We start from the raw sequence: 24,478 nt of genomic DNA on the forward strand, positions 1-24,478 counted from the left end.
TATGAAAGCACCAGTAATTCACACAGCGACAGATTTAATTTATCCAGACCCAATTAGTCCGGAGCGAATTTCCTTTCTAATCAATGTAAAAGGAATTGCCCCAGAAGTGGCTGAATTGGATTTTGAATTAATGAAACAGAAGTTACAAGACCATGAAGAAGGAATGGGTTGGACTCCTGAACAAGTTGATAGTGCAGAGATTGAATACAAAAGGTATTTAAACCTCTGTATGGTATGTGGCAAAGGAATAGTTCCAAATAAAATAATGGACCAAACTTGGCACTATCACATTTTGGACACAAGGTCTTACCACAAAGACTGTGACAAATTATTTGGCGGCTATATGCACCACTACCCTTATTTCGGTATGCGTGGCGACCAAGACGCACAAGACCTCAAAAATTCGTTTGAAAATACGAAAGACTTGTACCTCGACTTGTTTGGAGAAGAAATGGCAAGAGACGAACACAACAAATGTTGGCACGACTGTGAAAACAGATGTTGGAATGCTTGTCCTTCAAATAAAATGGAATGAAAAAACAAAGGCTAACAATGGCTAAGAAAACATAGGGCAGATAAGGCTTTTAGAAAGGTTCGTTCATTTAATAAACTTCGGTTTCGGTGGACAAGTAATCGCTTCGAAAGCCCTACGTTTCTTAGCCTAAACGTTAGAGTGCATCAACCACCACTCAAAATGGGAATTTCCAGAATAATAATTTTAGCAGTGCTCATTCTTTCAGGATGCAATAATTCAGCGACTGAGGATAAGCAAACTGAAAATGCATTTAATAAGACAAAAGAATCATCTTTAGATGCTCAGTTTAAAAACAGGACCATTTTAACATTAAGGGATAAGCTGGACGAAAAATATCAACTTGACTCTGTCATGCTTAAGTGGACAGACAGTTATGTTCCTTTCGTTTATGACGGTGATAGACTGTATTCGGCTTCTCTTTACTCAATTCAACCAAAAGTGAATGATTTTCAAGTAGTCGCAATTAGAACTAATGCTGATCATTGGAATAGAATCCATTTGCTTACCATAAATGGAGATTCTCAAATTGCCGATAAAGTAATTATTGCTGACGACTGGGGAGAATTGCTTGAGGCTGCTGGCGACACTGAAATTGTAGGAAGTACAAACATGTATACTAAAACGATTTCACCTACAGAATATCTTAGAACCAAAATTTATACTACTGAAATCATTGACTATTATTCTGATAGTACGACCCATGAGATTGACTCGATTACATCCAGAATTGAAATCAAAGATGATGGCCATTTTGAGATTATCCATTTAGACAGTATAAGAACTATAAAATACTCAGGAATCGAATAATACGCACTCTAACATCCTGTCATAAATCATGGCTGTTAGTAGGTTATTGTTCCTTCAGCTCTTTGTAGATAGCCCAGCAATCCGCAGGATTGCCTTATTGGTGAGAATTAATTTAATAAGCCAATCCTGCGGATTGCCTCGGTAGTTGACTGAAATTTTTATACTTTTAATCAGCCACGAATTTATACAGTGGCGTTGTGCTTAATGTGGAAAAATGATTTGGAGAGATATAATAAACGATTCTGACCTATGGACTGGTTTGAGACTTGAGGTTAAGCAAGGAGTCTCTGGAGAATATCAGCTTGAATCAGGAACCAATTGCCGTTTTAAATTACATAGCAAGAAGAGTCCCATTCTATGGGGAACTTTCGGTTCGGAATATTGGGGAGTATGGATTCTGAATAATAAAGTGGATTGGGAACTGAATGATATGCCAGTTAAACCTATCAATTCTTCTACTATTGAGGAATCAAAAAACGCGGATTTTTATCCGTTCTGGTCTCGTTTTTTTGCAAAACAATTAAGTAATGGAAGTCAATCTATTTTGTCGAGTTTACTTTGGACTATTACCATTGGAGCCTCATTTGAAAATAGAATGGATAACACATTAGAATTCATTAATGATATCGACAATGCTTTTGATAAAGAAAACCCAAGATGGGTAGAATGGGACATTGGTAGATGCGGAAGTATTGTCGCATTAAAAAATGAACCGAATGAAGAAAACGGTAGAGTAAAATGGTTTCGGAAACTGGTACACCAAGAATCCTGTCCACCTGTATTAGTTTGGTATTTGAGCTGTATTGACGGATATGTTATACTTGATGGTCACTCTCGGCTAAAAGCATTCCAACTTGAATCTGTTCCTGCTAAGTTTTTGGTGTTGAACTCTGTTATTGAGGAAGAAATTAAAAGAGACCCTAAGGTTCAGGAAAATATTTTGCTTGGGTTGGAGAAAAGGCAAAAAAATCAAGTAAAAAGAAAAATGAATGTAGAAGAAGTCAATAAACTTTTAATATCTGCATTTGACACTAGACCTTATTGTCGTCCAATAACCAGTGCTAAAGCAAGAAATGGTTATGAAGAAAAATGGACTTCAGAAGTACGAGAGCAGGGTGTTAAACTAAATCTGAACTCTGATATCATTGAGGATATGATTAAAAGAATAGAAAATTAACTAAGCACAACAATGGCTAAAAAATCATAGCTGCCCTGCGGGACAGCAACGCTTTTTAGCCGAACCGATATCTAATCTTTCAATAAATATTTCCATAACATACTAACTTAAAGTGATAAGCTCTTTTTCAAATAAGACAAGATTGCACGGACTTGATAATCTTAGAGCAATAGCAATAATAATTGTAATGATTTTTCACTATTACCCAGCTCCAGAATGGCTTGAACCTATTGCGAAAATTGGTTGGTCAGGTGTAGATTTGTTTTTTGTATTAAGTGGATTTCTAATTGGGTCTCAGCTACTAAATGAGTTCAAAAAAAACAATAACATATCATTTAGAAATTTCTACGTAAAGAGATTTTTTAGAATTATTCCAACCTACTTAGTGGTATTACTTATATATTATTTACTTCCAAATCTTAGAGAAGGATCTGGTATGGCACCACTTTGGAAATATTTAACATTCACACAAAATATAGGATTTGATGTTGCAAATTCAAGCTCATTTTCTCACGCTTGGTCGCTTTGTATTGAAGAACAATTTTACCTTTTACTTCCCATCTTAATTTTGAGCCTTTTTGCAATAAGACTTCAAACCAAAGCTGGATATATAATAATAGGACTTGTAATTTTAGGAATACTACTTAGGGTTTATAATTGGAACGAGTATGTCCAACCGCTTATTGATATTAATAAGGGAAGGAAAATGGCTAGAAGTTTTTTTGAAAACATTTATTACCCAAGCTATAATAGAATGGATGGCTTGCTGGTTGGAATTAGCGTTGCTGCCATTTTTACTTTCAAACCAAAAATTAAACAACTATTAATAAATAAAGGTAACTACTTTCTTCTCTTAGGAATTGTTCTGTTTTTACTGGCATTTCAGATCAATGAAAATCTAATTTCATATAACAATGCTGTTTATGGTTTTCCATTAATTTCGATTGCATATGGATCTATGGTAATAGCTGCTTTAAGTCCAGTTTGTTTTCTTTATAAGCTTAAATCTAAGATTACCTTCTTTATAGCAACACTATCATACTCCATCTATCTGACTCACAAATTAATATTTCATATAATAAAAAGTGAAATCATAAATCATGAATTAGACCTAGATCCAAATTTAACTTTTGGAATATGTATGTTTACTGCAGTAATTATTGGTTTACTTCTGCACCTTACAATCGAAAGATCATTTTTAAAACTTAGAGAGAGAATATTAGATGGTAATAAAAAAAGAAAGAAAAAATTAAGCTCTAACACCAACTATGGATGAATGGGGTTTCATCAGAAAGGAAAGTTTGAGGCACTTAGAAAGTCCACCACAAGTTTTAAATTAAATTAAGGCTTGGCTATGTGCGAGACGAGAGTTTAGTGCTTTCTAATCCCCACTTATCATAGCCGAGCCGTCAGCGCACATTTAAAAAATTCTACTTCCTCAAAAAAATCTGTTCGCTAGTCAGTAAATTTTGTTCGATAACGAACAGTTCGGATTCCCTAATATGGCCCTATGCAAAGAAAACACAGTTTACTGTTTTTGGCATGCATATTGAAAAAAGTTAGTTAAGCTCTTTAACTAATTTAGTTGCTATGAAAAAAGTTCTATTATTAATTATTACTTTCTACTTATCTACTGCCTACTGTGTTGCGCAAGACAGTCCTTCTCTAGAAAAGGATGAGGTTGTAAAAGAAATTGCCCTTCCCTCTTTTAATACTGTTGCAGTCAAAGGAGGTGGAGATTATTACTTTCACTACTCATCCAATACCAAAGTAGAGATAAAAGGAGCCGATTCCTGTGTGGAGAGTATCGGAGTTATAGTGTCATCAAAGATTCTTAGCCTAAACCCCTTGGGAGGATTTTCAGAGAATTGTAGAGTTGAGATTCATATTTTTATGCCTAACATTAGAGAAATTCAGCAGAATGGTGGAGGTCGAATAGTCGTAAATGAAGGCTTTGCACCTGTGGATAAATTCAAATGCACTCTAGATGGAGGTGGTATCCTAATCATGACATCATTAAAGGTGGATTCTCTTCTTGCTTTTATTGAAGGGGGAGGAGAAATCTCTGCACGGGTAAACAAAAAGATTCACGGAAAAATAAGAGCAGGGGGTGTGATTTCCTACCAGGGTGACCCTCTCATTGAGACTGACATTGTAGGTGGTGGAACGATAAAAAGAAAATAATATGAAAATTAGGTATTTAATTCTTACAGCTTCTGTTGGCATCATCTTTTTTAGCTCAGCTTGGCATTCAGATAAAAGAAATCTAAAAATCCACTTTGGAGTATACACTGACCCTAGAGATAATCACCGTTACCAAACAGTGAAAATTGGAGAACAGGAGTGGATGGCAGAGAATTTTGCCTATCTGCCATATGTCTGCCCAGTGGACTCTGTTGAGTGTGGAGTATGGGTTTATAATTACAGTGGCACGGATATTTCAGATGCTAAAGAAACTTTGGAGTACAAAAAATTTGGCGGCCTATATAGTTGGAAGTCTGCACTGGAGTTAGCACCGGAGGGCTGGCACTTACCAAGCGATAAAGAATGGAAAGAACTGGAAAGGCATCTTGGGATAGCGGATTCAGATATAGATAGTAAGACATGGAGAGGAAAAAGTAATGAAGCCAATCGGTTAAAGGAAAAAGGAGATACGGGCTTGAAGGTGACTTTTGGTGGCTGGAAGACAGATTACGGTAAGTTCAATTTCATTGAAGAGCATGCAAATTTTTGGTGTTCTACCGAAGTAGATAAAGGCAGAGGCTTTGAACGCCTGATTGGAGTGAATAATGGAAAAATAGGGAAAGCAGCAGGGAATAAGGGTTGTGGCTTTAGTGTAAGATACATAAAGAATTAAAAATGTAACAAAATACATTTAGTGGTCACAAAAGGGGGTCGGAGTTAACTGAGATAAAATGACAAATACAAATCAAAATACCATTAGCAAAACAAAGACAATCCTTGTTTTTATTTGTACTATCATTATTGGCTATGCTCTTTTCTTTATTCCGGATATATTCTTTGGAGTTACAAAAATCAATGGTGGAAAGATTGGCATTAATTTACTATTCATTGCTTTATTTCAATTCTTATCAATTATTACCTTGCTCTATGTTTCTCTAAGAATTTTAAAGAAAGACTTTAGCTATATCGGTCTTCGGTTTGTAAATATAAAAAATGATATTTTCTTAGGTCTTATTTTCGGTCTTTTATGGACAATACTTCAATTTGCTCTTATAATTCCAAATACAGGTGGGATAAACCGTCCAGACATTCAAGGAATGTTGGCTATGTACGATGGGACATTAATAGGAATATTGTCATTTATTGCATTAGGGGTGATTGGCGGTGGAATTACAGAGGAACTCTTTAACAGAGGATTTTTTATCAACGTACTTAAAGAGGCATTTAAAAATCCAAAGATAGGACTATGGTTTTCTATTATTTTATCTGTAGCGCTTTTTTCACTCGGTCATATGCCAAGCACCTCATTGGATTGGTTCGACATTCTTATTCCGACTGTGATGTACACTTTACTATTCGTAAAAACCAAAAAATTGACTGCCTCAATAGTAGCTCACGGAATTTACAATATAGCTGCAATTATTTTGACTTATTATCTATACTTCAACTAAAAACGTTTGTAGACTTAAGAGGTATAAACGTAATGCAGGCTGAAGTTCTAAATTAGGACGAATTGCGAATTAACGAACTTATCGGCAAACCTGAACCGAAGTGCTCCCAATCACAAACTACGTTTAAACTTGCCCTTAATACATTCAAATCTCCAACTCTTCCATAGGATCCCAAAAAACACTTTTGAAATTCTGAATCTGATCATCCTTGACCTCAACTCCTTCTGCTTGCAGCGCAACTTGCATGGTATCTGGAGTTTCAAAATGCATTTTTCCAGTTAGCAGTCCATTTCGATTTACAACTCTATGCGCTGGTACATTTTCCAAACTATGAGAAGCATTCATAGCATAGCCCACAACACGAGCACTTTTGGCTGCTCCCAAGTATTTGGCAATAGCTCCGTAAGAAGTCACTCGCCCCTTTGGTATTAATCGAACGACTTGATATACCTGATCGAAAAAATCATTCTTTTCTTTCATAAAATATGTAGACTGCTGTAACTTTTATATTTTTGATGTTTAAATTAATTAATTCTTGGCGCTAAATATTTCTTTGATATTAAATTCAAAGCGTATAAAGAGAGCCCTTGAAAAATAAGTCTCTTCGACCTTTTAGTATGACAAAACTACTGTATATTTTTCTATTGCCATGGTCTATGATTGCTTATGCTAGTCAAGCACAGGCATTTTCTGATTTTCCTGGAGACAGCACTGTAGAAATCTTTTCAAAAAAGGGTAAAATTGGAATGAAAAACGAAAAGGGAAATATTTTGTTAGAACCAAACTATCAAGCCTTGGGCTGGTCTGATGCTAGACTCAAAAATAGTAAAGGCTTCCTTGGCTTCAAACAAAATGAATTATGGGGCTTGATGACTAATAATTTTGAAATTATTTCACATCCTCAATACAATAGCTTAATCCCGTTTGATGACGATTTATTTATTATATCACAAAAAAGTAAATACTCCAAGGTTTTATTTTACGGACTAATCAAGGCCAACGGCAAGGTCAAAATTAAGCCAAGCTATCGAAATATTTACCCAGCAGGAAGCCATCTTGTTGCAGCTACAAAAAAAGAAAAAGACATCTACTATGGAATTATCAATTCCTCTGGTAAAATTATGGTACCATTTAATTACTTCCATATAGCAGCTTTAGGAAATGATAATTTCACCTTAACAAAAAATAATGGAGAGAAAGACCTTATAAAACTGGGTTCTAAACCTCATTCACTTTTCACGAGTATGGATAGCGTATCTACTTTCAGAGATGGTGTTGCTATAATTTTCAAAAACGGAAAACAAGGACTTATCAGACAAGACGGGAAAATTTTATTACCCATAGAGTATAAAAAAATCGAGTGGAATAATGGCAAACAAATATACGTCACTCCTTTAGACCAATGGACCATTTTAAATCAAAAAGGGATAGAAATGGGCTCGCAGAAAGCGGACTCTATTTTCTATTTAAACGATAGCTTGCTCGTAAAAAACACTTCCTCTTTTGCCCAAATCTACAATACCAATGATGGCGAATCTAAGGAAGTATTTCACGCAGACATCATTGGTGTGTTCGGAGATCACTTTATACTTAACAAGACAGGCCAAATTTATATTGTTGATGACAATAAAAATGTAATTAGTGAAAAATTTACGGGTGAGGTATTTTGGAACGAGCATTTTTTTGTTGCAAAAAAGAAAATATACCAAGGTTTCGAATACATAACCATTGATACAAAGGGAAAGTCCATTACAGCTCAATCGTATATGTTTTCTGATAATGCAATTGCATTAAAAGTGAAATCAAATTGGGGGATTTATGACCAAAGTTTACAAGAAATAATACCCCCCTTATACCAAAAGATTGAACGAAATGGTCAGCACTATATAGTCAACTTCAAAGGACAATTTGGAGTGATCGACCAAGGAAATAACTGGGTGATTCCGCCTCAATACAGAGAGATAAATGCTATCGACAATAAATACTACAAAACCGTTGATAAATATTTACGAGAATTTATATCGGACGGAAATGAAAAGTATGAAGCAAGCTTATATTATGATTTTTACGAAGATTTTGTAGTGGAACAAGATGTTGAAGATTTTTTTAGATTAATTGAGAAAAATGGAAATGCCATTACTGACTTTAGAAAAGGGAAGTATAATGGCCATGGTAAGTCGGGAATAATTTTCAAGAACGGAAATCAACATTTCTTGCTCAATGCTGCAGGAAAAGAGCTCTTCAAAATTAATGAATATGATTCTGTTATTGTTTCGGAAGATGAATTTCTGCCTATTCAAAAAAATGGTAGTTGGGGGTTCATTGACAGAAACGGGATTTTAAGAATCGCTAATCGCTATGATACCGTTCGTTCATTTCACAATGATAGAGCAGCGATTAAAATTAGAAATTCTTGGGGATTCATTAATAGAACTGAAGAATTGGTTATCCAGCCTTATTATTCCGAGGTTTCAGATTTTCAGAACAATACCGCATTTGTGCAACTCAACAATAAATATGGATTAGTTGATGTGAGTGGAGATTTTATCATTGAGGCAGAATATGACGAAATCAAAATGAAAAAAGGCTTTTATTTGCTGCGCAAAGCGTCCAAATGGGGAATTGCGAATAAAAGTGGAAAAGTCATAAGCTATCCCAATTATTCTAACATCTACGTAGGGGATGAATTTATAAGAGTCGAAAAGTACGGCACAACCAGAATCCTATCGGAAAATGGAACCACTCTTATCGATAGTCAATTTGATGACATCTTTTTTGATGAAGAGCGAAAGCTTTTCTTAGCTAAAAAAGCCGCTAAAAAGGAACAGGTTTTCCTAACCGATATCCTGAGCGGAAATTATCCATGATTGATTAAATTCCTTCCAATTATTTCTTTCCAGTAATTTAACGCAACAGTTTTTTATCGAAAATTAGAGAACTATCCCTTTCATTTTAGACAGTGTAGAAAAATATTCATTCTAATTTTTTTCGATAAGATGTGATTTTTAGCTTATATTTAGGTTGTTTTTAGGGACGAATTGAAATAATTTCAATTTCCGAATGAATTTTATGACCTATAAGTTAGAACATACTGCTGAAATTGCTTCTGAACTTCCAGGAGAACTTCTTTTTAAGATAATGAAAGAAAGCTCCTTGGTTGAAGCTGATGGTGTCCCCACTAATGCACTAAATAATATGTTAAATTTCATTAGCAGTGAATTTGGGGCTGATGAACATTGGGTAGTCGAAGAAAGCAAAAAAGGTAGCTGTTTAAAATGGGATTTGGACAATCCTTTGATAAAAGAAAGTATTCCATTCAATCCTGAATTGAAAGAGCAAAGTGAGCATCCCTTTTTTACGATTGAAATAAAAAAACCATTTTTACTGTTCAAACATCATTTAATTTTTCCTATTGATTTAAATGGAAAGAAAATTTATATCGGATTCTCCTCTCAACGAAAATTTGATCTAAGTTCTCAAGATAAAAAGTTCTTTCATGTTATTTCAGAAAGATTGAAAGAGTTAACCTTGTTAATTAATAACGAAAGAAAAGCAAAATCAAAAACTCAGCGATTAGAAACCATTCTAGATAGGCTTCCACAAGCAATTGTTTTTACAGAAAATAAAAATGGAGATACTTGGCTTAACAACGAGGCGCTTGAAATTTTTGGTTTAAGTAAAAATGAAAAATCAATCCCGTCTGAACTCTTCAGTACTAAGCTAGCAGAACTTAAAGTTAAAATCATTAATAAAGAAGAAGTAGAGCTGGTAGGAAACAATATGATTAGTCTAAACGCACTACCTTCTAGTTTTGGAGAAGATTGGATCTGGAAATTTGAAAATTCCGTTCTTAAAGTGATTCGAAAAAACGCCTATATTGCAGGAAAGGAAGGAGAATTATGGGTTTTTGACAACGTTAGTGAGTTGTATTTTGCAAATGAGAGATTGAACTCTCTATTCAGAAAACTGAATGTGGCTTATAATGAAATCAACGCGAATCTTACAGAATTTCAAAGTAAATCAAGCAATAAAAGCATTACTGATCTTGAGGCTGAGGAATCTCGCATTATTCAGCAATATGACGATAACGACATCTTAGGAAAAGTTACACATGATTTAAGAACTCCTTTTGCCAAAGTTTACACTATTGTTCAGCTACTTTTATCGGATAATGAAGAAAACTTGAGTGAGCAGCAAGTGGAAAGAATTAACCTTATCAAGCAAGTTGTTGCAGATGGCTTACAAATCGTAAAAGGCTTTCTTGATACCGGTAACATGGTGTTAGATGACAAAAAATTTAAACCAGAAGTTATCGATATACAAGAATTCGTAGACAGCAGTTTAATGCCTTACGAACTTTTATCAGCTAAAAAGAATATCATTTTCATTACGCAAGTTTTAGATAGGAACCTTAAACTAGAAGTTGATCGCACTTATCTAAGAAGAATTATTGATAATTTGGTTTCCAATGCTATCAAGTTCTCGCCCAACGAGACACAAATAAACTACACTATCTACCAAGAAGGAGATGAAATCATATTCTCAGTTAAAGATCAAGGCCCTGGTCTGACAGATGACGATAAAAGCCGTTTATTCAAAAAATATCAACAACTCTCAGCAAAACCTATAGGAACAGATGATTCAACGGGCTTGGGACTCTATATTGTTAAAACCATGGCAGATAAAATGGGGGGTAGAATTTGGGTTGAAAGTGAAAAAGGCAAAGGAGCCGAATTCAAAGTGGCTTTAAGTTCCAAAAATTAGTTTCTTTCAGGAAGAAATGCAGCATCCTTCTCTTAATTTATTTAAAAGTATCATACTTTAGCGAATTGATCTAAAACTCCTATTTATATATTTTAGTTATAGCAGCATGAAACATTTATACCTATTTGCTATTGTCATTCTCATAGTAGCTTGCTCACCTAGTGAAGAAAAAATTGACTTATCTGGAAATTGGATTGGTGAAATCAGTATGCAGAACAAAACCATGCCTTTTGAATTGCGCATTAAAGAAGTGAAGGATGGTAACATTAAGGCCACAATCATTAATGGTGAAGAAGAAATTGTCCTAGATGAAATCGTAAAACGAAATGATTCGCTTCATATCCCATTACACATTTTTGATATCTCAATTGATGTAAAAATCGGCAACAATGTATTGGCTGGAACTTACACAAAACATTATGAAGACAACTATATACTTCCGATCACATTTCACAAAGGAGAAAGCAGATTCAAAGTGACTTCAGATGAGGAGCCAGCTGATTTTTCTGGAAAGTGGGAAGTTACCTTCATTGAACCAAAAGAACAAGACACAACTGAAGCAGTTGGGATATTTAAACAAGAAGGAACGGACGTTAAAGGGACATTTTTAACGCCATTAGGGGATTACCGATATTTAGTGGGTATTGCTGAAGGAAATCAATTGAAACTAAGCACTTTTGACGGGAATCATGCTTTCCTTTTTGAAGCCGAAAAACAAAGTGACAATACCCTAAAAGGTGATTTCTATTCAGGTAAAGATTGGTATGAAAGCTGGACAGCATTTAGAAATGAAAAAGCAGCACTACCTAGTCCTGATTCACTAACCTATCTCAAAAAAGGCTACGATAATATTTACTTTAGCTTCCCAAATTTAAAGGGTGAAAAAGTGAGCCTTACAGATGACAAATATCAAAATAAGGTAGTAATTGTTCAAATTTTCGGGACTTGGTGCCCAAACTGTATGGACGAGACCAAATTTCTCACCAAATGGTATGATGAAAACAAACAAAGAGGCGTAGAAATTATAGGCTTGGCTTACGAAGCAAAAGATGATTTTGACTATGCTAAAAGCAGAGTAGAGAAGATGATTGGTAAATATGATGTAAATTATGACTTCCTTATTGCTGGTACTAATGATAAAGAAGAGGCTTCAAAAACGCTACCAATGCTTAATCAAGTTATATCATTTCCTACGATGATCATAATCGATAAAAATGGGGAATTAGTGAACATCCATACAGGATTTAGTGGCCCAGGAACAGGAAAATATTATGATGAATTTGTTCAAAATTTCAACACTAAAATGGATAGCCTTTTAAGTGAATAAATCATGAATTTCTTTTTCAAATATAGCTTGATTTGTTTTGCGCTCTATGCATCTGCTCACACGTCCTATGCTCAGGAAATTGGGGAGAAATATGAAAGAGAGGAGAAAATCAAGCAGGAAGAGTTTCCAAAACCTGCTTTGGAATTAATTAATCCAATTCTCAAGGAAGGAAAAAGAACTCGCTTTTTAAAGGAATACGAAAAAGAAACTTACTTTTTTGAAATAAAGACCATTTATAAAAAAGAAAAAATAAGCATTAAGTTTTTTAAAGATGGCAGCCTTCTGGATATCGAAATCTTAAAAGAATTAAATGAGCTGCCAGAAGATATTCAAAAGAAAATAACTCAATACTTTCAAGACAGGTACAAAAAGCATCAGCTTAACAGAATCCAGATTCAGTATAATAGAGAAGAAGAATACGAAGATGGGGAATTGGAAATTGATGATGATGAAGAGTATATTGAAGAGTTCTTGGAGATGGATTTAGAAGATCTTATTATCAAATACGAAATTGAAGCTGAAATTGTAAATAAGGAAAATGAAAGAGGCTTTTTCGAGTATCTTTTTGATAGTGAAGGGGAAATAGAGCAAATCAAGAAAATCATTAAAAGGGCTGATGATAACGTACTTTATTAGAACTTTTATTTTCTGCTTTATATTCATCCAGTACCAGGGATTAGCACAAAATAGTCCCTCCCTCCGCTGGGAACCAGGTGTTTCATTAACTAAAAAAATAGATTCTCGATGGAGTTACAATATTTCCCTATCTGGCAGGCAACGATTTACAAACTTTGGAGAAGGAGAAAAAAACTTTAAAACGGATAGGTGGGAAGTAAAAAGCTTCGGTACTTATACGTTGTTTGGCAGAAGAAAATTGAGTGTCGGTTATATGTATAGAACAGTGGATCCTTTCGAATCTGAAACTGGATGGGAACACAGAATCACGCAGCAATTTGCTTTCATTACTACTTTAGGAGGATATCGCCTGGGAAATAAGTTCAGAATAGAACAGAGAATCCGGTCAAGTAATTACTTAACAAGAATAAGATATGCCATTAGTAATGATTTCCCATTGCAAGGTGAGAGTTTAGATCCAAAAGAATTTTACCTAATTGGAGGAAATGAATTGGTTTATGCTTTCAATAGTTTAGGAGATGAACTTGAAAATAGATTTTCATTGGGAATTGGCAGATTAATGCCCGGAGGACGAAAAATTCAATTTTCTGTAGCGAGCCGATATAGCGACCTAATCAGCTCTGAACGAGATCATATTATTCAATTCGAAAGCGTATACTACTTCAATTTATAAGAATATATTCTCGCTGTGGAAAACTTTCACGAATGTCTTCTTGTTTGATTTTATAAAGCTGTAATTTTGCAGTATCCTCAGGGTGTTAAACAAATTTTGGTGAACCTAACAAGTATGACAATACCGGGTGAAGCAAGCTTGTAAAGCCAGGCCTCATCCGCCAGATGGCGGACCTCGTTTCTCGTTTGCGGGATTCAGGATAACAGTGGAAGGCTGATCAGGTACGCAGCCCAAATCCTGTAATAATCGGGGTTCACGCAATTTCTTTGATGCTCTGAGGTTTTTTTAGTTTAAGCCAGAATTTTGAAGTCCGAAGCTCGAAGTGTAAATTCCAACTTCGTTCTTCCTACTTCCAACTCTTCACCCACTCATCAAAGATGAGACTCATTCCCCAACAATTTCCTTACTTTTTGATTTTGATATTGATATATTCAGCAAAAAATAAAACGTACTATGAAAAAACATATACTAACACTGACTTTTGTCGGTATTGCACTGACAGCCTTTTCGCAAGCACCACAGGAAGTGGATACTCGGCATTATGATATAGTCGAAGCAGTTTCAGCAGACAGAATAGAAAGTGATATTCGAACATTGGCAGGTTTTGGGACTAGAAACACTTTCTCAGACACGGTCTCCAACACTAGAGGAATTGGGGCTGCCAGAAGATGGATAAAAGGTGAATTTGATAAAATCTCGGAAGAATGTGGTGGTTGCTTGGAAGTATTCTATCAAAAAGATTATGTAACCAAAGAAGGGAACAGTAGAGTACCAAAAGACGCGTGGGTTGTAAATGTGGTTGCGATACAAAAAGGAACCGATTACCCTAACAATCATGTATTGATGTCGGGAGATATTGATTCTCGCGCTAGCAACACTATGGATTATGAAACTGATGCTCCAGGTGCCAATGATAATGCTTCAGGTATGGCAGGTACAATTGAAGCCGCCCGAGTGCTCTCTAAATATAAATTCAAAAACAGCATCGTTTATGTTGGGCTTTCCGGTGAGGAACAAGGTCTATTTGGAGGGGCAGGTTTAGCTGCCTATGCGCAAGAAAAGGAATGGAACATAATCGGTATCTTAAATAACGACATGATTGGCAATATTGAAGGTGTAGATGGTGTGATTGACAATAGAACTTTTAGAATCTTTTCAGAACCCGTTCCTCCAACTGAAACAGAAAGAGAACGCACTATGCGTAGGTATTATGGAGGAGAAGTTGATGGCATTTCACGGCAACTAGCTAGATATGTGCATAATCAAGTGAATACCTACATGCCTGAGATGAATCCTATGATGATATACCGATTAGACCGATTTGGGCGAGGCGGCCATCATAGACCCTTCAATGATTTGGGATTTGCCGGTATCAGAATAATGGAAGCTCATGAAAATTATAACAGACAACATCAAGATATCCGTGTAGAAGATGGAATTGAATATGGTGATGTTGTTGAGGGAGTGAATTTTGACTACGCAAAAAAATTGACAGCTGTAAATGCTATATCCCTAGCTGGACTAGCATGGGCACCTCCTGCTCCACAAAATGTTGGGATAGGTGGCGTAGTAGAACCATCTGCTAAGCTAGCCTGGGATGAAGCTGATGATGATAATATTGTAGGTTATAAGATCTATTGGAGATTGACCACCTCTCCTACTTGGGATAATTTCAAGTATGTAGGAAACGTCAACGAACATACTCTAGAAGGAATTGTAATTGACAATTATTACTTCGGGGTAGCTGCAGTAGATAAAAATGGAAATGAATCGGTAGTAGTTTTTCCTGAAAGAGTGATTAGATAGATTAATTCATTCTTAAATCTCTTTAAAGGCTTGCTGTGACAGCAAGCCTTTTTTATGCATTCGATATCCATTTTAATCGATGAAAATATCCAATTCATGCGAAATACTTACATGCGTCAACATTATCATACGTAGATCGTTTCTATAGCATCAACAAAAATCAAGATGATGAAAAAATCAATTTTTATTTTAGGAGTACTTTTTTTAGTATTTGCATCAGCGCGAATTTCAGCTCAAGTGAATAACTATGATGTGATGAATATTGTAGACTTCCACAGTGTTAGCGTTAATTCAGCTTATACGGTCTATTTAAAACAATCGAACAAGGAAGAAGTAAGAGTTGAAGCTGAGAAAGAGATATATGCACTGACTGAAATTACTGTAGAAGAAGGTGTTTTACACATTAACATTAAAAAAGATGATTCTCAAACCAGTAAAAGTATATGGCAAAAAATAGATAATATAAAGTTATTACCTACCCTAAAAGTATACGTTTCAATAAAAGACGTTCAAAAATTATCGGTTAATGGTAACGGTAAACTTATCACTGAGAATTCAATTGCATCCGATAGGATTTCGCTATTAGTTGCAGGAACAGGCAGCATGGAAGTGGATATAAAAAGTGATCAGGTAGATGCTAAATTAATCGGTCCTGGGAATTTATCCATAAAAGGTTATGCAGAAACATTGAACATTGAAAATAGTGGCGCTGGCAGCATAGATGCTTTTGATTTTGAAGTTCAAAATGCCACTGCAAATTTATATGGTTTAGGCTCAATGAAAATCAATGTTTCAGATAAACTAGACGCTAAAATTTACGGAAGTGGGGATATGTTGGTTAAAGGTGCAACCAAAGAAATCGTGAAAAAAGAATATGGTAGTGGTGAGATAGAAAGAAAAAATTAAGTCCTCCTATGAACCTAAAAAAAGAATCATATCTCATTATACATGCTGTAATAAATAAAAATGTAACAATAGAAGCTTAAATCGGGTATAATATAGGAGAGTAGTTTTTATTTTAATTATTTAAAAAAAATCGAAATGTCAACTATAAAAGAGAAAACACTAAAAGAATTGGAAAATAAAGTACACGATTTAGAGAACTTTATTTCGAAGAAAGGAATTGGCTCTAGTTATTTATCAAGAGCTGAGAAAATTCAAAGAAATTTCAATATCGGACTGTTCGTAGGTGGAGTCGCCTTAGTTGGTGGAGTAGTAGCCTACTCGCTATTGAAATCTGATAATGAAGATGATGAGTAATATTAGTAAATAAAATAAAATAGCAAGAAGCCTGACTTTAGAGAGTTGGGCTTTTTTGTGCGCTTATTTGTCATGATGCATATTGTAATTAGGAAGCAACCTGTATTTTGAACAGCTTCATCTGGAAGAAAAAAGCTTTAGAATTTCATAGAATATTAGTATTGATTAGAAGTGCAAAATACTTATTCAACCTTAAAAAACATTCTATATATTAGTTTAAATCCATTTTAAGAGCTTTTTTATTTACAATTATTTCTATAGATTGCTAAGGCTATAAAAGATATAAGTACATATTTGGTAGATTCTTTGCAATTAATAATTGTATAATGTTTCTAAAAAAAGACTAGTATTAATATTTTATATGCTTTGGAAATTTTCACTTGATAGAAAAAACTAAAAAATGGAGAAAAAGAAATTACCAAATAGTCGATTAATTTACGTTTTAGCAATGTCGAGTTGTTTTCTGTTTTGGTTTGGAGGTTTTCCTATCATTTTTGCTTTCACATCATATTACCTTGCTAGAAAATCAGAGAGGATATACCTTCAAAATCCAGAAGCATATGATAATAGTAAGAAAATTAAAAAAGGTAAGATTATTGCCATCATAGGGTTAATTCTTAATCTAGTAATTCTAGGCATAACCATCTGGACCTTAGCAACAATTGGTTGGGATGCTTGGTCTGAAGAATTTGTAAGGAGATGGAATGAAGGCTTGGAAAATAACAGCTACTCCAGATAAACGATTTAAAACAATGATTCCCGCAGTCAAAGAGGGTTCTACTATTTCCGAATCCTCTTGGCATTATTTAACTTTGAGCCTAACCGAATACCAAGGTATATTAACCCTAACCTGACTATTTTTTTTTGAACCAAGAATTTGTAAATCCTTTTCCCAAATTAGAACTGATCTGAACTTAATTAAGTAATTGCAATGCAGCTTCCTTTTTATCAAAAATAGCTGCATATTTCGATATACAGCCATCACATTTAAACTGATCAACTAAACTTATGAAAAATCTAGTTATAGCTTTATTTATCACTTTATTATGTTCATGCCAGCCTCAAAAGGCAGAACAGCAACCCATAACTGAACAAGAAATTCAGATTGCGAAAGAGCTCATTCAAGGATCATTCGATGATTTATGGGCAGGAGTAGATTCTACTAAGATTAGCAAATACCATACAGATGACTTCATTATTTTGGAACAAGGCGAAATCTGGGATAATGATAGAATAAAAGAATATATGCGGAAGCAGTTGGCTCGGACTGAAAGACCCAAGCGAACAAATCGAATGGAATATATTTCGATCGATAAATATGGTGAGTCTATTCAAATAGCGTATTATAATTTCGCTGAATTTACACAAGCTGATACCTTAGTCGGTGAAGCTAAATGGCTAGAAAGTGCATTGGCTGTTTCGACAAAAGAAGGCTGGAAATTAAAAATGATGCATTCCACCTGGGCTGGTGATTAAGTTGTAAATGTTACAGCGCTTAAAGATGATGGAGATTAGGCTTTTTCAGTGCTAATCACTACTTTAATATTGTTGAAAAGCATTGGAGATATTAATGCCTTAGACCATAACTGAATTTACAATCCATAACGCTAATCACTTGAAAACTACACATAACCTCCTCCTATTCTTAAGCCTTATTATAGTTGGCTGCCAAAATAATGATAGAGCAAAGACTGCAGAAAGCAGCTCCAAAGAAGTAAACTACTCCTCCAATGATTATGAGGATTTAGTTGCTCTATTTAAAGAATGGCGGACATTTGAAGAACCTCCCCTACTTGACGGTGCTCCTGATTATACCAAAGCTAGCTTTGAAAAGCGTTGGCCAGATTTTAAAGAATTACAATCAAAACTTCAATCCATTGATACCAGCGGCTGGTCAACTGAAAATCAAGTGGACTGGATGATTGTTTGGGCCGAAATGAATGGGTATGATTTTAACCATAGAGTTTTAAAGCCCTGGACTCGTGATCCAACATTCTACAAAACAGTTTGGAGCCATAGAAGTGATGTACCTGCGCATGAAGGCCCTACTCATCATGCAACTACAGAATTATGGACATATACTTTCCCACTTTCCGATGATGACAGAGTTAGCTTAATGGAAGATTTAAAAGTAATCCCTCCACTGAATGCACAAGCGCAGAAAAACTTAACAGGAAATGCCAAGGAATTGTGGATTGCTGGTATCAGAGATATCAAAGAACAAAGTAACGTACTTACAGCATTAAAAAATGATCCTAAAATTAAAGAGGATAAAGAATTAGTCTCCATTATCGATCAAGCTATTACTTCCACCGATGAATTAGCGAGCTGGTTGGAAAAAGAAGGGCAAACTAAAACAGGTCCTTCAGGGATTGGCAAAGAAAATTATAGCTGGTACCTACAAAATGTACATCTGGTTCCTTTGAGTTGGGAGGATGAAGTAATGCTCCTCAAACGGGAGCTAGCTCGAGCTTGGTCTTCTCTAAAATTAGAAGAACATAGAAACAGGAATTTGCCAGAATTGAAAGAGGCTGATTCTCCAGAAGCCTATGATAAAATGGCTGATGAAGCCGCTAAAAGTTTGATCCAATTCCTGGACGAGCAAGAAATAGTGACCGTGAAACCTTATTTTGAACCAGCACTTCGAGAGCATTTGGGCGAGTACTTACCAAAGGACGAACGCAATTTTTTTACTATTGGGGAGCATTACGATCCACGTCCCTTATACTCTCATTTTTATCATTGGTTTGAATTAGCCAGAATGGATACTGAACCGCATTCAAGTGGAATTAGAAAAGGTCCTTTGTTGTATAATATCTTTGATTCCAGAAATGAGGGAACTGCTACAGCAGTGGAAGAAATGTTTATGCAGGCTGGCTTGTATGATGACTCACCAAGAGTTCGAGAGATTGTCTACATTATGATCGCACAACGGGCTGCACGAGGATTAGGATCCTTATATGCACATGCTAATGAAATGACCATGGAAGAGGCCGGTGGCATTCATACAAAATACACCCCTCGTGGATGGATGAATACCGAAAAAGAGCTGCTGATTTTTGAGCAGCATTTGTATTTGCGCCAGCCGGGTTACGGCACCAGCTATATTACAGGTAAATATTTACTAGAAAACGCGATGGCAGAATACGCTAGACTGAAGGAATCTGAAGAAGAGCCATTTCAACTAAAAAGCTTTTTTGATACGCTAAATGGAATCGGGAATATTCCGATTTCATTAGGTCAATGGCAAATGACCAGTTCCAAAAGTCATATGGAGGAGATCTATGATTAACTTAGTATAAATTAAAAAGGAAGAGGTAAAGCTTTGTATCAATCTTTATCTTTTCCTAAGCTTACACTATAATCTTCCGGTGTGCCACTTATTCTGAGATTCAGATATCGCGTGTTTTTATCGTCATCCTTTTGTACGATCTCGTCTACTTGGGTGGAATCAACCTGAGTTTTCTTTCCAAACACTTTATTCATTCCTGCTTTGGTAATGACCTTAACGGGAATACGAACATAATAGTCCATTGATAAGTCAGTACTTTGATCTCCAGAAACTTCAAAATAACCAAGCGTGGAATTGATGGTCATAGCAGGAATTGACAAGGTTCCTTGGTTAAGATCAAATGTATTTTGTAATGTATCAAAACGCACATTTGAAAGGTTTTTATCTGAAAAATAATCCGATAAAGCTTCAAAAGCAGAATAATTATTGATGCTTCCGTCTACTACTTTCATTTCAATATGTAATTCTGAATCATCTATGATCGGTACCATATCGGCATGCATATGAATTTGACCTTTAACAATGCCTGATAGTCTTCCGTGAAGATTCTCAGACACTAAATGGTCTTGTCCGAAATTTTCAAATTTGAAGAGCAGTTGATCTAAATCTATATTAGTCAACCGCATATTCGGACTGAAATAGATCGCTTTAGGATCGGAACCATTAAAATATCCATTGAGGGCAATTGAGCCTCCTGCAGCCTTTAAACTTAAAGTATCCAGATAGACATAGTGATTAGCTTGCATTCTTCCTGCCAAGTTAAACTCCTTTAAATGAATGCGATGGTAGTTTAAATCTCCAATTTTCAGGCCGAAATTCATATTACTAAAAGGCACTTCAAAAATATTGAATCCTGCTTCATGATCTTTAGGATGAGTAATTTCTCCTTCAGGTGGTGGGTTATAAGCAAAGAGCTGATCAAAATCCAGAGTATTGCTGCTTAAGAAAAATGAATTAGGTACTGCTGAGGTACTATCAGCCGTGTAATGCGTAAAGCTTATCTCAAAATCAGAATTACCCAGCTTGCCTGATGCATCTGTCACTTTAAAGACCGCACTGTCCATATAAAAGCTTCCTTTGAATTCTTCAAATCGCATAGGATGGACTTTCATGTCCGTCTCCAGTCTATCAATATCAACTTGAGTACTGACCAGCTTTTTGTCGAATTTCATATCCGCCAATCCATGCAATCTCAAATCCCTGAACTCCTCATGCTGATAATCTTTCGGTACATAGTTTTGGCCATTGTAGGAAAATAAATCATCTAACTGGAGTAAATCAGAACGCAGATTAAAATCAATTTTTGTATCTCCCTTTGGCTCCTCAAGAAACCACAAGTCGTAGTTTTCTAATTTTCCTGTGAAATGAAAGTCACTTTGATCTATCATCCCAGTAAAATCAATCACGCGGAAATTAGCTGAATCAATGAACACATCTGCATTGAAGTCATGCAACTCATGTGGGTAATTCATTAGTTGAGCATGTAGCTTTTCAATAAAAAACTCACCTAAGGGTAAATTAGGCGATTCCGTAACTGCTTTTGCAGAACTTTTGAATATAAACCGCATCGAAAGATCTTTAATCTTTTCCTTGAATCCTGAAGTAGTATCTGAGGGCCTGCTTGTGAGTTCTTGCAGGTCTAAGGTTTTCGAAGAAATATCCAAGACGGCCTCCACTGGAATATTGGTATGATGCAAAATGGCAGGTAAATCAGAAACACTTGCTTTAATAGACATATCCGAACCGCCCACCTCAAAATCTAATTGCTCAATCAAGGCCTTATGGCCGTCCATTTGTGCGCTAATATTTACATTTTTGATCGGTAAGGGATATACTGAGCTCTGCACATTTAGATCCTTCACTTTTAGTTTAGTGAAATAAGACTCATTTAAGCGCTCTATACTTCTTTCAGGTTGCGTCAGATCAATAATATCATGAAAGTTCATTTCCAGTGATACAAATCCAGAAGACTCCTCTAGATTATTGATGTTTAAGAATTTAGCCAGAAAGCCCAGATCAAATTCAGAGATCAGTTGGATGTCAAATTCAGGAGAATCAAAGTTCTTAATCTCTACATTTCCACTAAACAACCCGGTTTCAGGCTTAGCTGTAAAATCTTCAATGATCAACTCCATGGTAGAGGGGTCACGCTTTTCACCATTCGTAAAATGACCTTCAAAATAAAGATCATTCACCGTTTTGTTAGTTGAGGTATTATTCACAAATGCTTCAGCGCATCCGAAATCTACATTAATTTGAGGAGAGTAATCATTTATGGATTTCCCTTTTATCCTAGCGTCAAAATATATTTTCCCACCATTATCGTAACGACTTAATACAGGATTAAGCTCTGGTGGAGCAAAAGCAAGGAATAAATCAAAGTTGGGTTTGTTTCCACTAAAATGAAGATCCAGATTCATATCATCATCCACATCAACCGAGCCTTCCATAAGGAATAGTGCCTTTTCTATTAGCAGTTCTGAAGGACTGATGGTTAACTTATTTTCTTCTGCATTAAAATTCAGAGCTGTCGATAATGAAACATGTTTATCGTGTAAAAAAGAAGTATCGCTGTCTATAATTAAGTTAAAAAGGAATTTGCTATCCAGCTGTATATTGATATCCTCCTCAGATGATTTAAAGCTAGAATTCGCTTCTTCTATAAAAGCTTCAATTAAAATACTATTTTCCTCATTAAGTTTCAGTAAATCTATATTCACTAACTCAATCGCGTTCAAATCTAGATGTGTTGCTTCGGTTGTCTCCTCTTCCTCGTCAGCCTCAGATGATAAAGCATTTAAGATATTGAAAGAGCCATCTACATGTTGTACTAACTTTATGTAGCCATTTGAAAATTTGATCTTCTTGGCTTCAAATGAGCCTTGGATGATTGTCCAAATATCAAAGCCCAAGTAGATATCTTCAATATCCAGTAGCATTTCAGCACTATCTGCTTTACTTTCAAATATTTTGACATTCTCCAGATCTATCGATATATACGGGAAATTTTGGAAAGGAGAAATGTGGCTACCGTTAATTTCAAGACGACCTTCAAAATCATGATTAACCTTGGCCACCATTTCTTTCACCACAGTATCTTGATGGCTATAAGCGAGTGAAATGACTACTGCAATGGTAACAAAAAATATTACAAATGCTGTTACTACAATTTTAATCCATTTTTTTCTTTCCGGAAACATATTGCAATTTAATGATAGTCCGATTTATAACATTAAGGATCGTCTTAAATTTAGATGGCAAGATGAAACATTTTATAATACCCTGGACAAATCTTAGATTTGATACGCCTTGAACTATAATAGAACCATAGTTTGTAGTCATGACAACTTCAAAAAGGAATCAGTAGCATCAGTTAAAAAATAGAAACACTTCGCTCAATCGCGTTTAAAGGTAGAATTAGATAATGGGTAATGACCTAATATTTAATTATATTTATAATAAATTTAGTATTCTGACAACCTTAAGTACGCCATAGTAAACTAACATCTTTCCAAATGACAAATAAAAAAGTAAAGCTTATTGTAAGGATATTTTTGTTTGTCGGCACTGCAATCTCCTTATACTTTGTGCCTTGGCCTGTAGTCTTTGCATGGCTCAGCCCTTTACCGAATTCCATACAGGAACAAGTAGATAAAGCAGCCTATTATGGTTTTGATGGCATTATCGTTTATGTTGATAAAAAAGGAGAGTCGCCTAGATCATTCACTTCTGGCTATAAAAATAGAGCAACTAAAACTCCTGCAGATCCAACTTCACTTTTTAAAATCGCTAGTGTTGATAAATTATATACTGCACTTGCTATTGCCAAGATGGCAAGAAGTGGAAAGCTTTCTTTAGATAAGAGCTTAGGGTTCTATTTACCTGAGCTCAAGGGAAAAGTTGAATATGCAGATGAAATCAGCTTAAAAATGATGGTGCAACACCGATCAGGCATTCCCAACTATACCAATACCCAGCTTTATTGGGTGGCGCCAAAAGAGTCAGACGAGGAAAAGTTGGCTTTAATACTTAATTTACCTGCGAACTTCAAGCCCGGTGAAGATTACCAATATTCCAATACCAACTATCTCCTATTAGGTAAAATAATGGATAGAGTCTTGGGCTATGAGCACTTCCAATATATTCAAGAGGAAATACTAAAGCCACTGGACCTCAACAATACTTTTGCCTCCATTCAGGATGTGGATTTAGCCGATGTCATGAGTGGATATTATGTTGGCTATGAGCAAGATTTAAAAACAGACAATGTAGGCTCTATGCTGGCAACGGCTGCCGACCTCAGTACATTTATTCGCGCATTAAATGAGGGCACAGTATTTACAGACGAGGAAGAGCAAAAAATTTATGCTTCTATTTATAAATTCGAGCATACGGGTTTAATCCCAGGCTATCAAACCATCGCAAAATATCACCCTGAAATGGATGCAGTCATCATCCAATTCACCAATACGGTTAACTTTGACGGCTACAACTGGAATTTATCTGAAGTCATGTATAGTCGCATTTTAAAAATTTTAAAAGATTCATATTAGCCTAATGGCATGC

The 24,478-nt window shown here is 35.4% G+C and carries 21 protein-coding genes; 19 read left to right on the plus strand and 2 right to left on the minus strand.

Features of this window, described 5'->3' with window-relative positions; all coding sequences use genetic code 11:
- Position 1 precedes the first annotated feature (1 nt).
- The 7 genes from B9Y84_RS16260 (at position 2) to B9Y84_RS16290 (ending at position 6,154) form a co-directional block, all read left to right on the plus strand.
- Entirely contained in the window at positions 2-535 is a 534-nt protein-coding gene (locus B9Y84_RS16260) for a glycine-rich domain-containing protein (RefSeq protein ID WP_085518449.1), read from the plus strand.
- A 159-nt stretch (positions 536-694) separates the two neighbouring features.
- Positions 695-1,342, plus strand: coding sequence for a hypothetical protein (locus B9Y84_RS16265; RefSeq protein WP_085518450.1), 648 nt, complete (start codon positions 695-697; stop codon positions 1,340-1,342).
- Positions 1,343-1,556: 214 nt separating this feature from the next.
- Positions 1,557-2,519 (plus strand): hypothetical protein, encoded by a 963-nt coding sequence (locus tag B9Y84_RS16270; RefSeq protein ID WP_085518451.1) that lies wholly within the window; start codon positions 1,557-1,559, stop codon positions 2,517-2,519.
- Between the two features lie 142 nt (positions 2,520-2,661).
- A complete protein-coding gene (locus B9Y84_RS16275) occupies positions 2,662-3,795 on the plus strand; it encodes an acyltransferase family protein (protein WP_139828067.1) in 1,134 nt (377 codons plus the stop codon).
- Positions 3,796-4,109: 314 nt separating this feature from the next.
- Entirely contained in the window at positions 4,110-4,703 is a 594-nt protein-coding gene (locus B9Y84_RS16280) for a GIN domain-containing protein (protein WP_085518453.1), read from the plus strand.
- 1 nt (position 4,704) lies between these two features.
- Positions 4,705-5,376 (plus strand): fibrobacter succinogenes major paralogous domain-containing protein, encoded by a 672-nt coding sequence (locus tag B9Y84_RS16285; RefSeq protein ID WP_085518454.1) that lies wholly within the window; start codon positions 4,705-4,707, stop codon positions 5,374-5,376.
- A 58-nt stretch (positions 5,377-5,434) separates the two neighbouring features.
- Positions 5,435-6,154 carry a CPBP family intramembrane glutamic endopeptidase gene (locus B9Y84_RS16290; RefSeq protein ID WP_085518455.1) on the plus strand — a complete coding sequence of 240 codons (720 nt, stop codon included), beginning with the start codon at positions 5,435-5,437 and terminating at the stop codon, positions 6,152-6,154.
- A 144-nt stretch (positions 6,155-6,298) separates the two neighbouring features.
- Here B9Y84_RS16290 and B9Y84_RS16295 read toward each other — a convergent pair whose 3' ends face one another.
- Positions 6,299-6,634: an MGMT family protein gene (locus tag B9Y84_RS16295; RefSeq protein ID WP_085518456.1), complete on the minus strand. Its 336-nt coding sequence runs from the start codon at positions 6,632-6,634 to the stop codon at positions 6,299-6,301.
- 137 nt (positions 6,635-6,771) lie between these two features.
- On the opposite strand from B9Y84_RS16295, the gene B9Y84_RS16300 reads away from it, so the two are divergent.
- From B9Y84_RS16300 to B9Y84_RS16355, 11 genes are all read left to right on the plus strand, one after another.
- Complete coding sequence (locus B9Y84_RS16300) at positions 6,772-9,021, plus strand: WG repeat-containing protein (RefSeq protein ID WP_085518457.1); 2,250 nt, start codon at positions 6,772-6,774, stop codon at positions 9,019-9,021.
- A gap of 202 nt (positions 9,022-9,223) precedes the next feature.
- Positions 9,224-10,918 carry a sensor histidine kinase gene (locus tag B9Y84_RS16305; RefSeq protein WP_085518458.1) on the plus strand — a complete coding sequence of 565 codons (1,695 nt, stop codon included), beginning with the start codon at positions 9,224-9,226 and terminating at the stop codon, positions 10,916-10,918.
- Between the two features lie 106 nt (positions 10,919-11,024).
- Complete coding sequence (locus B9Y84_RS16310) at positions 11,025-12,245, plus strand: TlpA disulfide reductase family protein (protein ID WP_085518459.1); 1,221 nt, start codon at positions 11,025-11,027, stop codon at positions 12,243-12,245.
- 3 nt (positions 12,246-12,248) lie between these two features.
- Positions 12,249-12,881 carry a hypothetical protein gene (locus B9Y84_RS16315; protein ID WP_085518460.1) on the plus strand — a complete coding sequence of 211 codons (633 nt, stop codon included), beginning with the start codon at positions 12,249-12,251 and terminating at the stop codon, positions 12,879-12,881.
- The gene (locus B9Y84_RS16320; protein WP_085518461.1) at positions 12,862-13,554 is read left to right on the plus strand and encodes a DUF2490 domain-containing protein; all 693 of its coding nucleotides are present in this window, start codon (positions 12,862-12,864) and stop codon (positions 13,552-13,554) included. The genes B9Y84_RS16315 and B9Y84_RS16320 overlap by 20 nt, the downstream gene beginning before the upstream one ends.
- A gap of 453 nt (positions 13,555-14,007) precedes the next feature.
- Positions 14,008-15,360, plus strand: a complete 1,353-nt coding sequence (locus B9Y84_RS16325) for a M28 family peptidase (RefSeq protein WP_085518462.1) — start codon at positions 14,008-14,010, stop codon at positions 15,358-15,360.
- A 168-nt stretch (positions 15,361-15,528) separates the two neighbouring features.
- Positions 15,529-16,266, plus strand: a complete 738-nt coding sequence (locus B9Y84_RS16330; protein WP_176223816.1) for a head GIN domain-containing protein — start codon at positions 15,529-15,531, stop codon at positions 16,264-16,266.
- 135 nt (positions 16,267-16,401) lie between these two features.
- Positions 16,402-16,620: a hypothetical protein gene (locus B9Y84_RS16335; RefSeq protein ID WP_085518464.1), complete on the plus strand. Its 219-nt coding sequence runs from the start codon at positions 16,402-16,404 to the stop codon at positions 16,618-16,620.
- 400 nt (positions 16,621-17,020) lie between these two features.
- A complete protein-coding gene (locus tag B9Y84_RS16340) occupies positions 17,021-17,359 on the plus strand; it encodes a CCC motif membrane protein (RefSeq protein WP_085518465.1) in 339 nt (112 codons plus the stop codon).
- A 269-nt stretch (positions 17,360-17,628) separates the two neighbouring features.
- The gene (locus tag B9Y84_RS16350) at positions 17,629-18,096 is read left to right on the plus strand and encodes a hypothetical protein (protein ID WP_085518467.1); all 468 of its coding nucleotides are present in this window, start codon (positions 17,629-17,631) and stop codon (positions 18,094-18,096) included.
- Between the two features lie 139 nt (positions 18,097-18,235).
- The gene (locus tag B9Y84_RS16355; protein WP_085518468.1) at positions 18,236-19,912 is read left to right on the plus strand and encodes a hypothetical protein; all 1,677 of its coding nucleotides are present in this window, start codon (positions 18,236-18,238) and stop codon (positions 19,910-19,912) included.
- 38 nt (positions 19,913-19,950) lie between these two features.
- On the opposite strand, the gene B9Y84_RS16360 is transcribed toward B9Y84_RS16355, so the two are convergent.
- Complete coding sequence (locus tag B9Y84_RS16360; protein WP_085518469.1) at positions 19,951-23,112, minus strand: AsmA-like C-terminal region-containing protein; 3,162 nt, start codon at positions 23,110-23,112, stop codon at positions 19,951-19,953.
- Positions 23,113-23,427: 315 nt separating this feature from the next.
- Between B9Y84_RS16360 and B9Y84_RS16365 the strand changes: the two genes are divergently transcribed.
- Complete coding sequence (locus B9Y84_RS16365; RefSeq protein WP_085518470.1) at positions 23,428-24,465, plus strand: serine hydrolase domain-containing protein; 1,038 nt, start codon at positions 23,428-23,430, stop codon at positions 24,463-24,465.
- Positions 24,466-24,478: the final 13 nt, after the last annotated feature.

This window comes from Marivirga sericea (assembly GCF_900177665.1).
Taxonomy (GTDB): domain Bacteria; phylum Bacteroidota; class Bacteroidia; order Cytophagales; family Cyclobacteriaceae; genus Marivirga; species Marivirga sericea.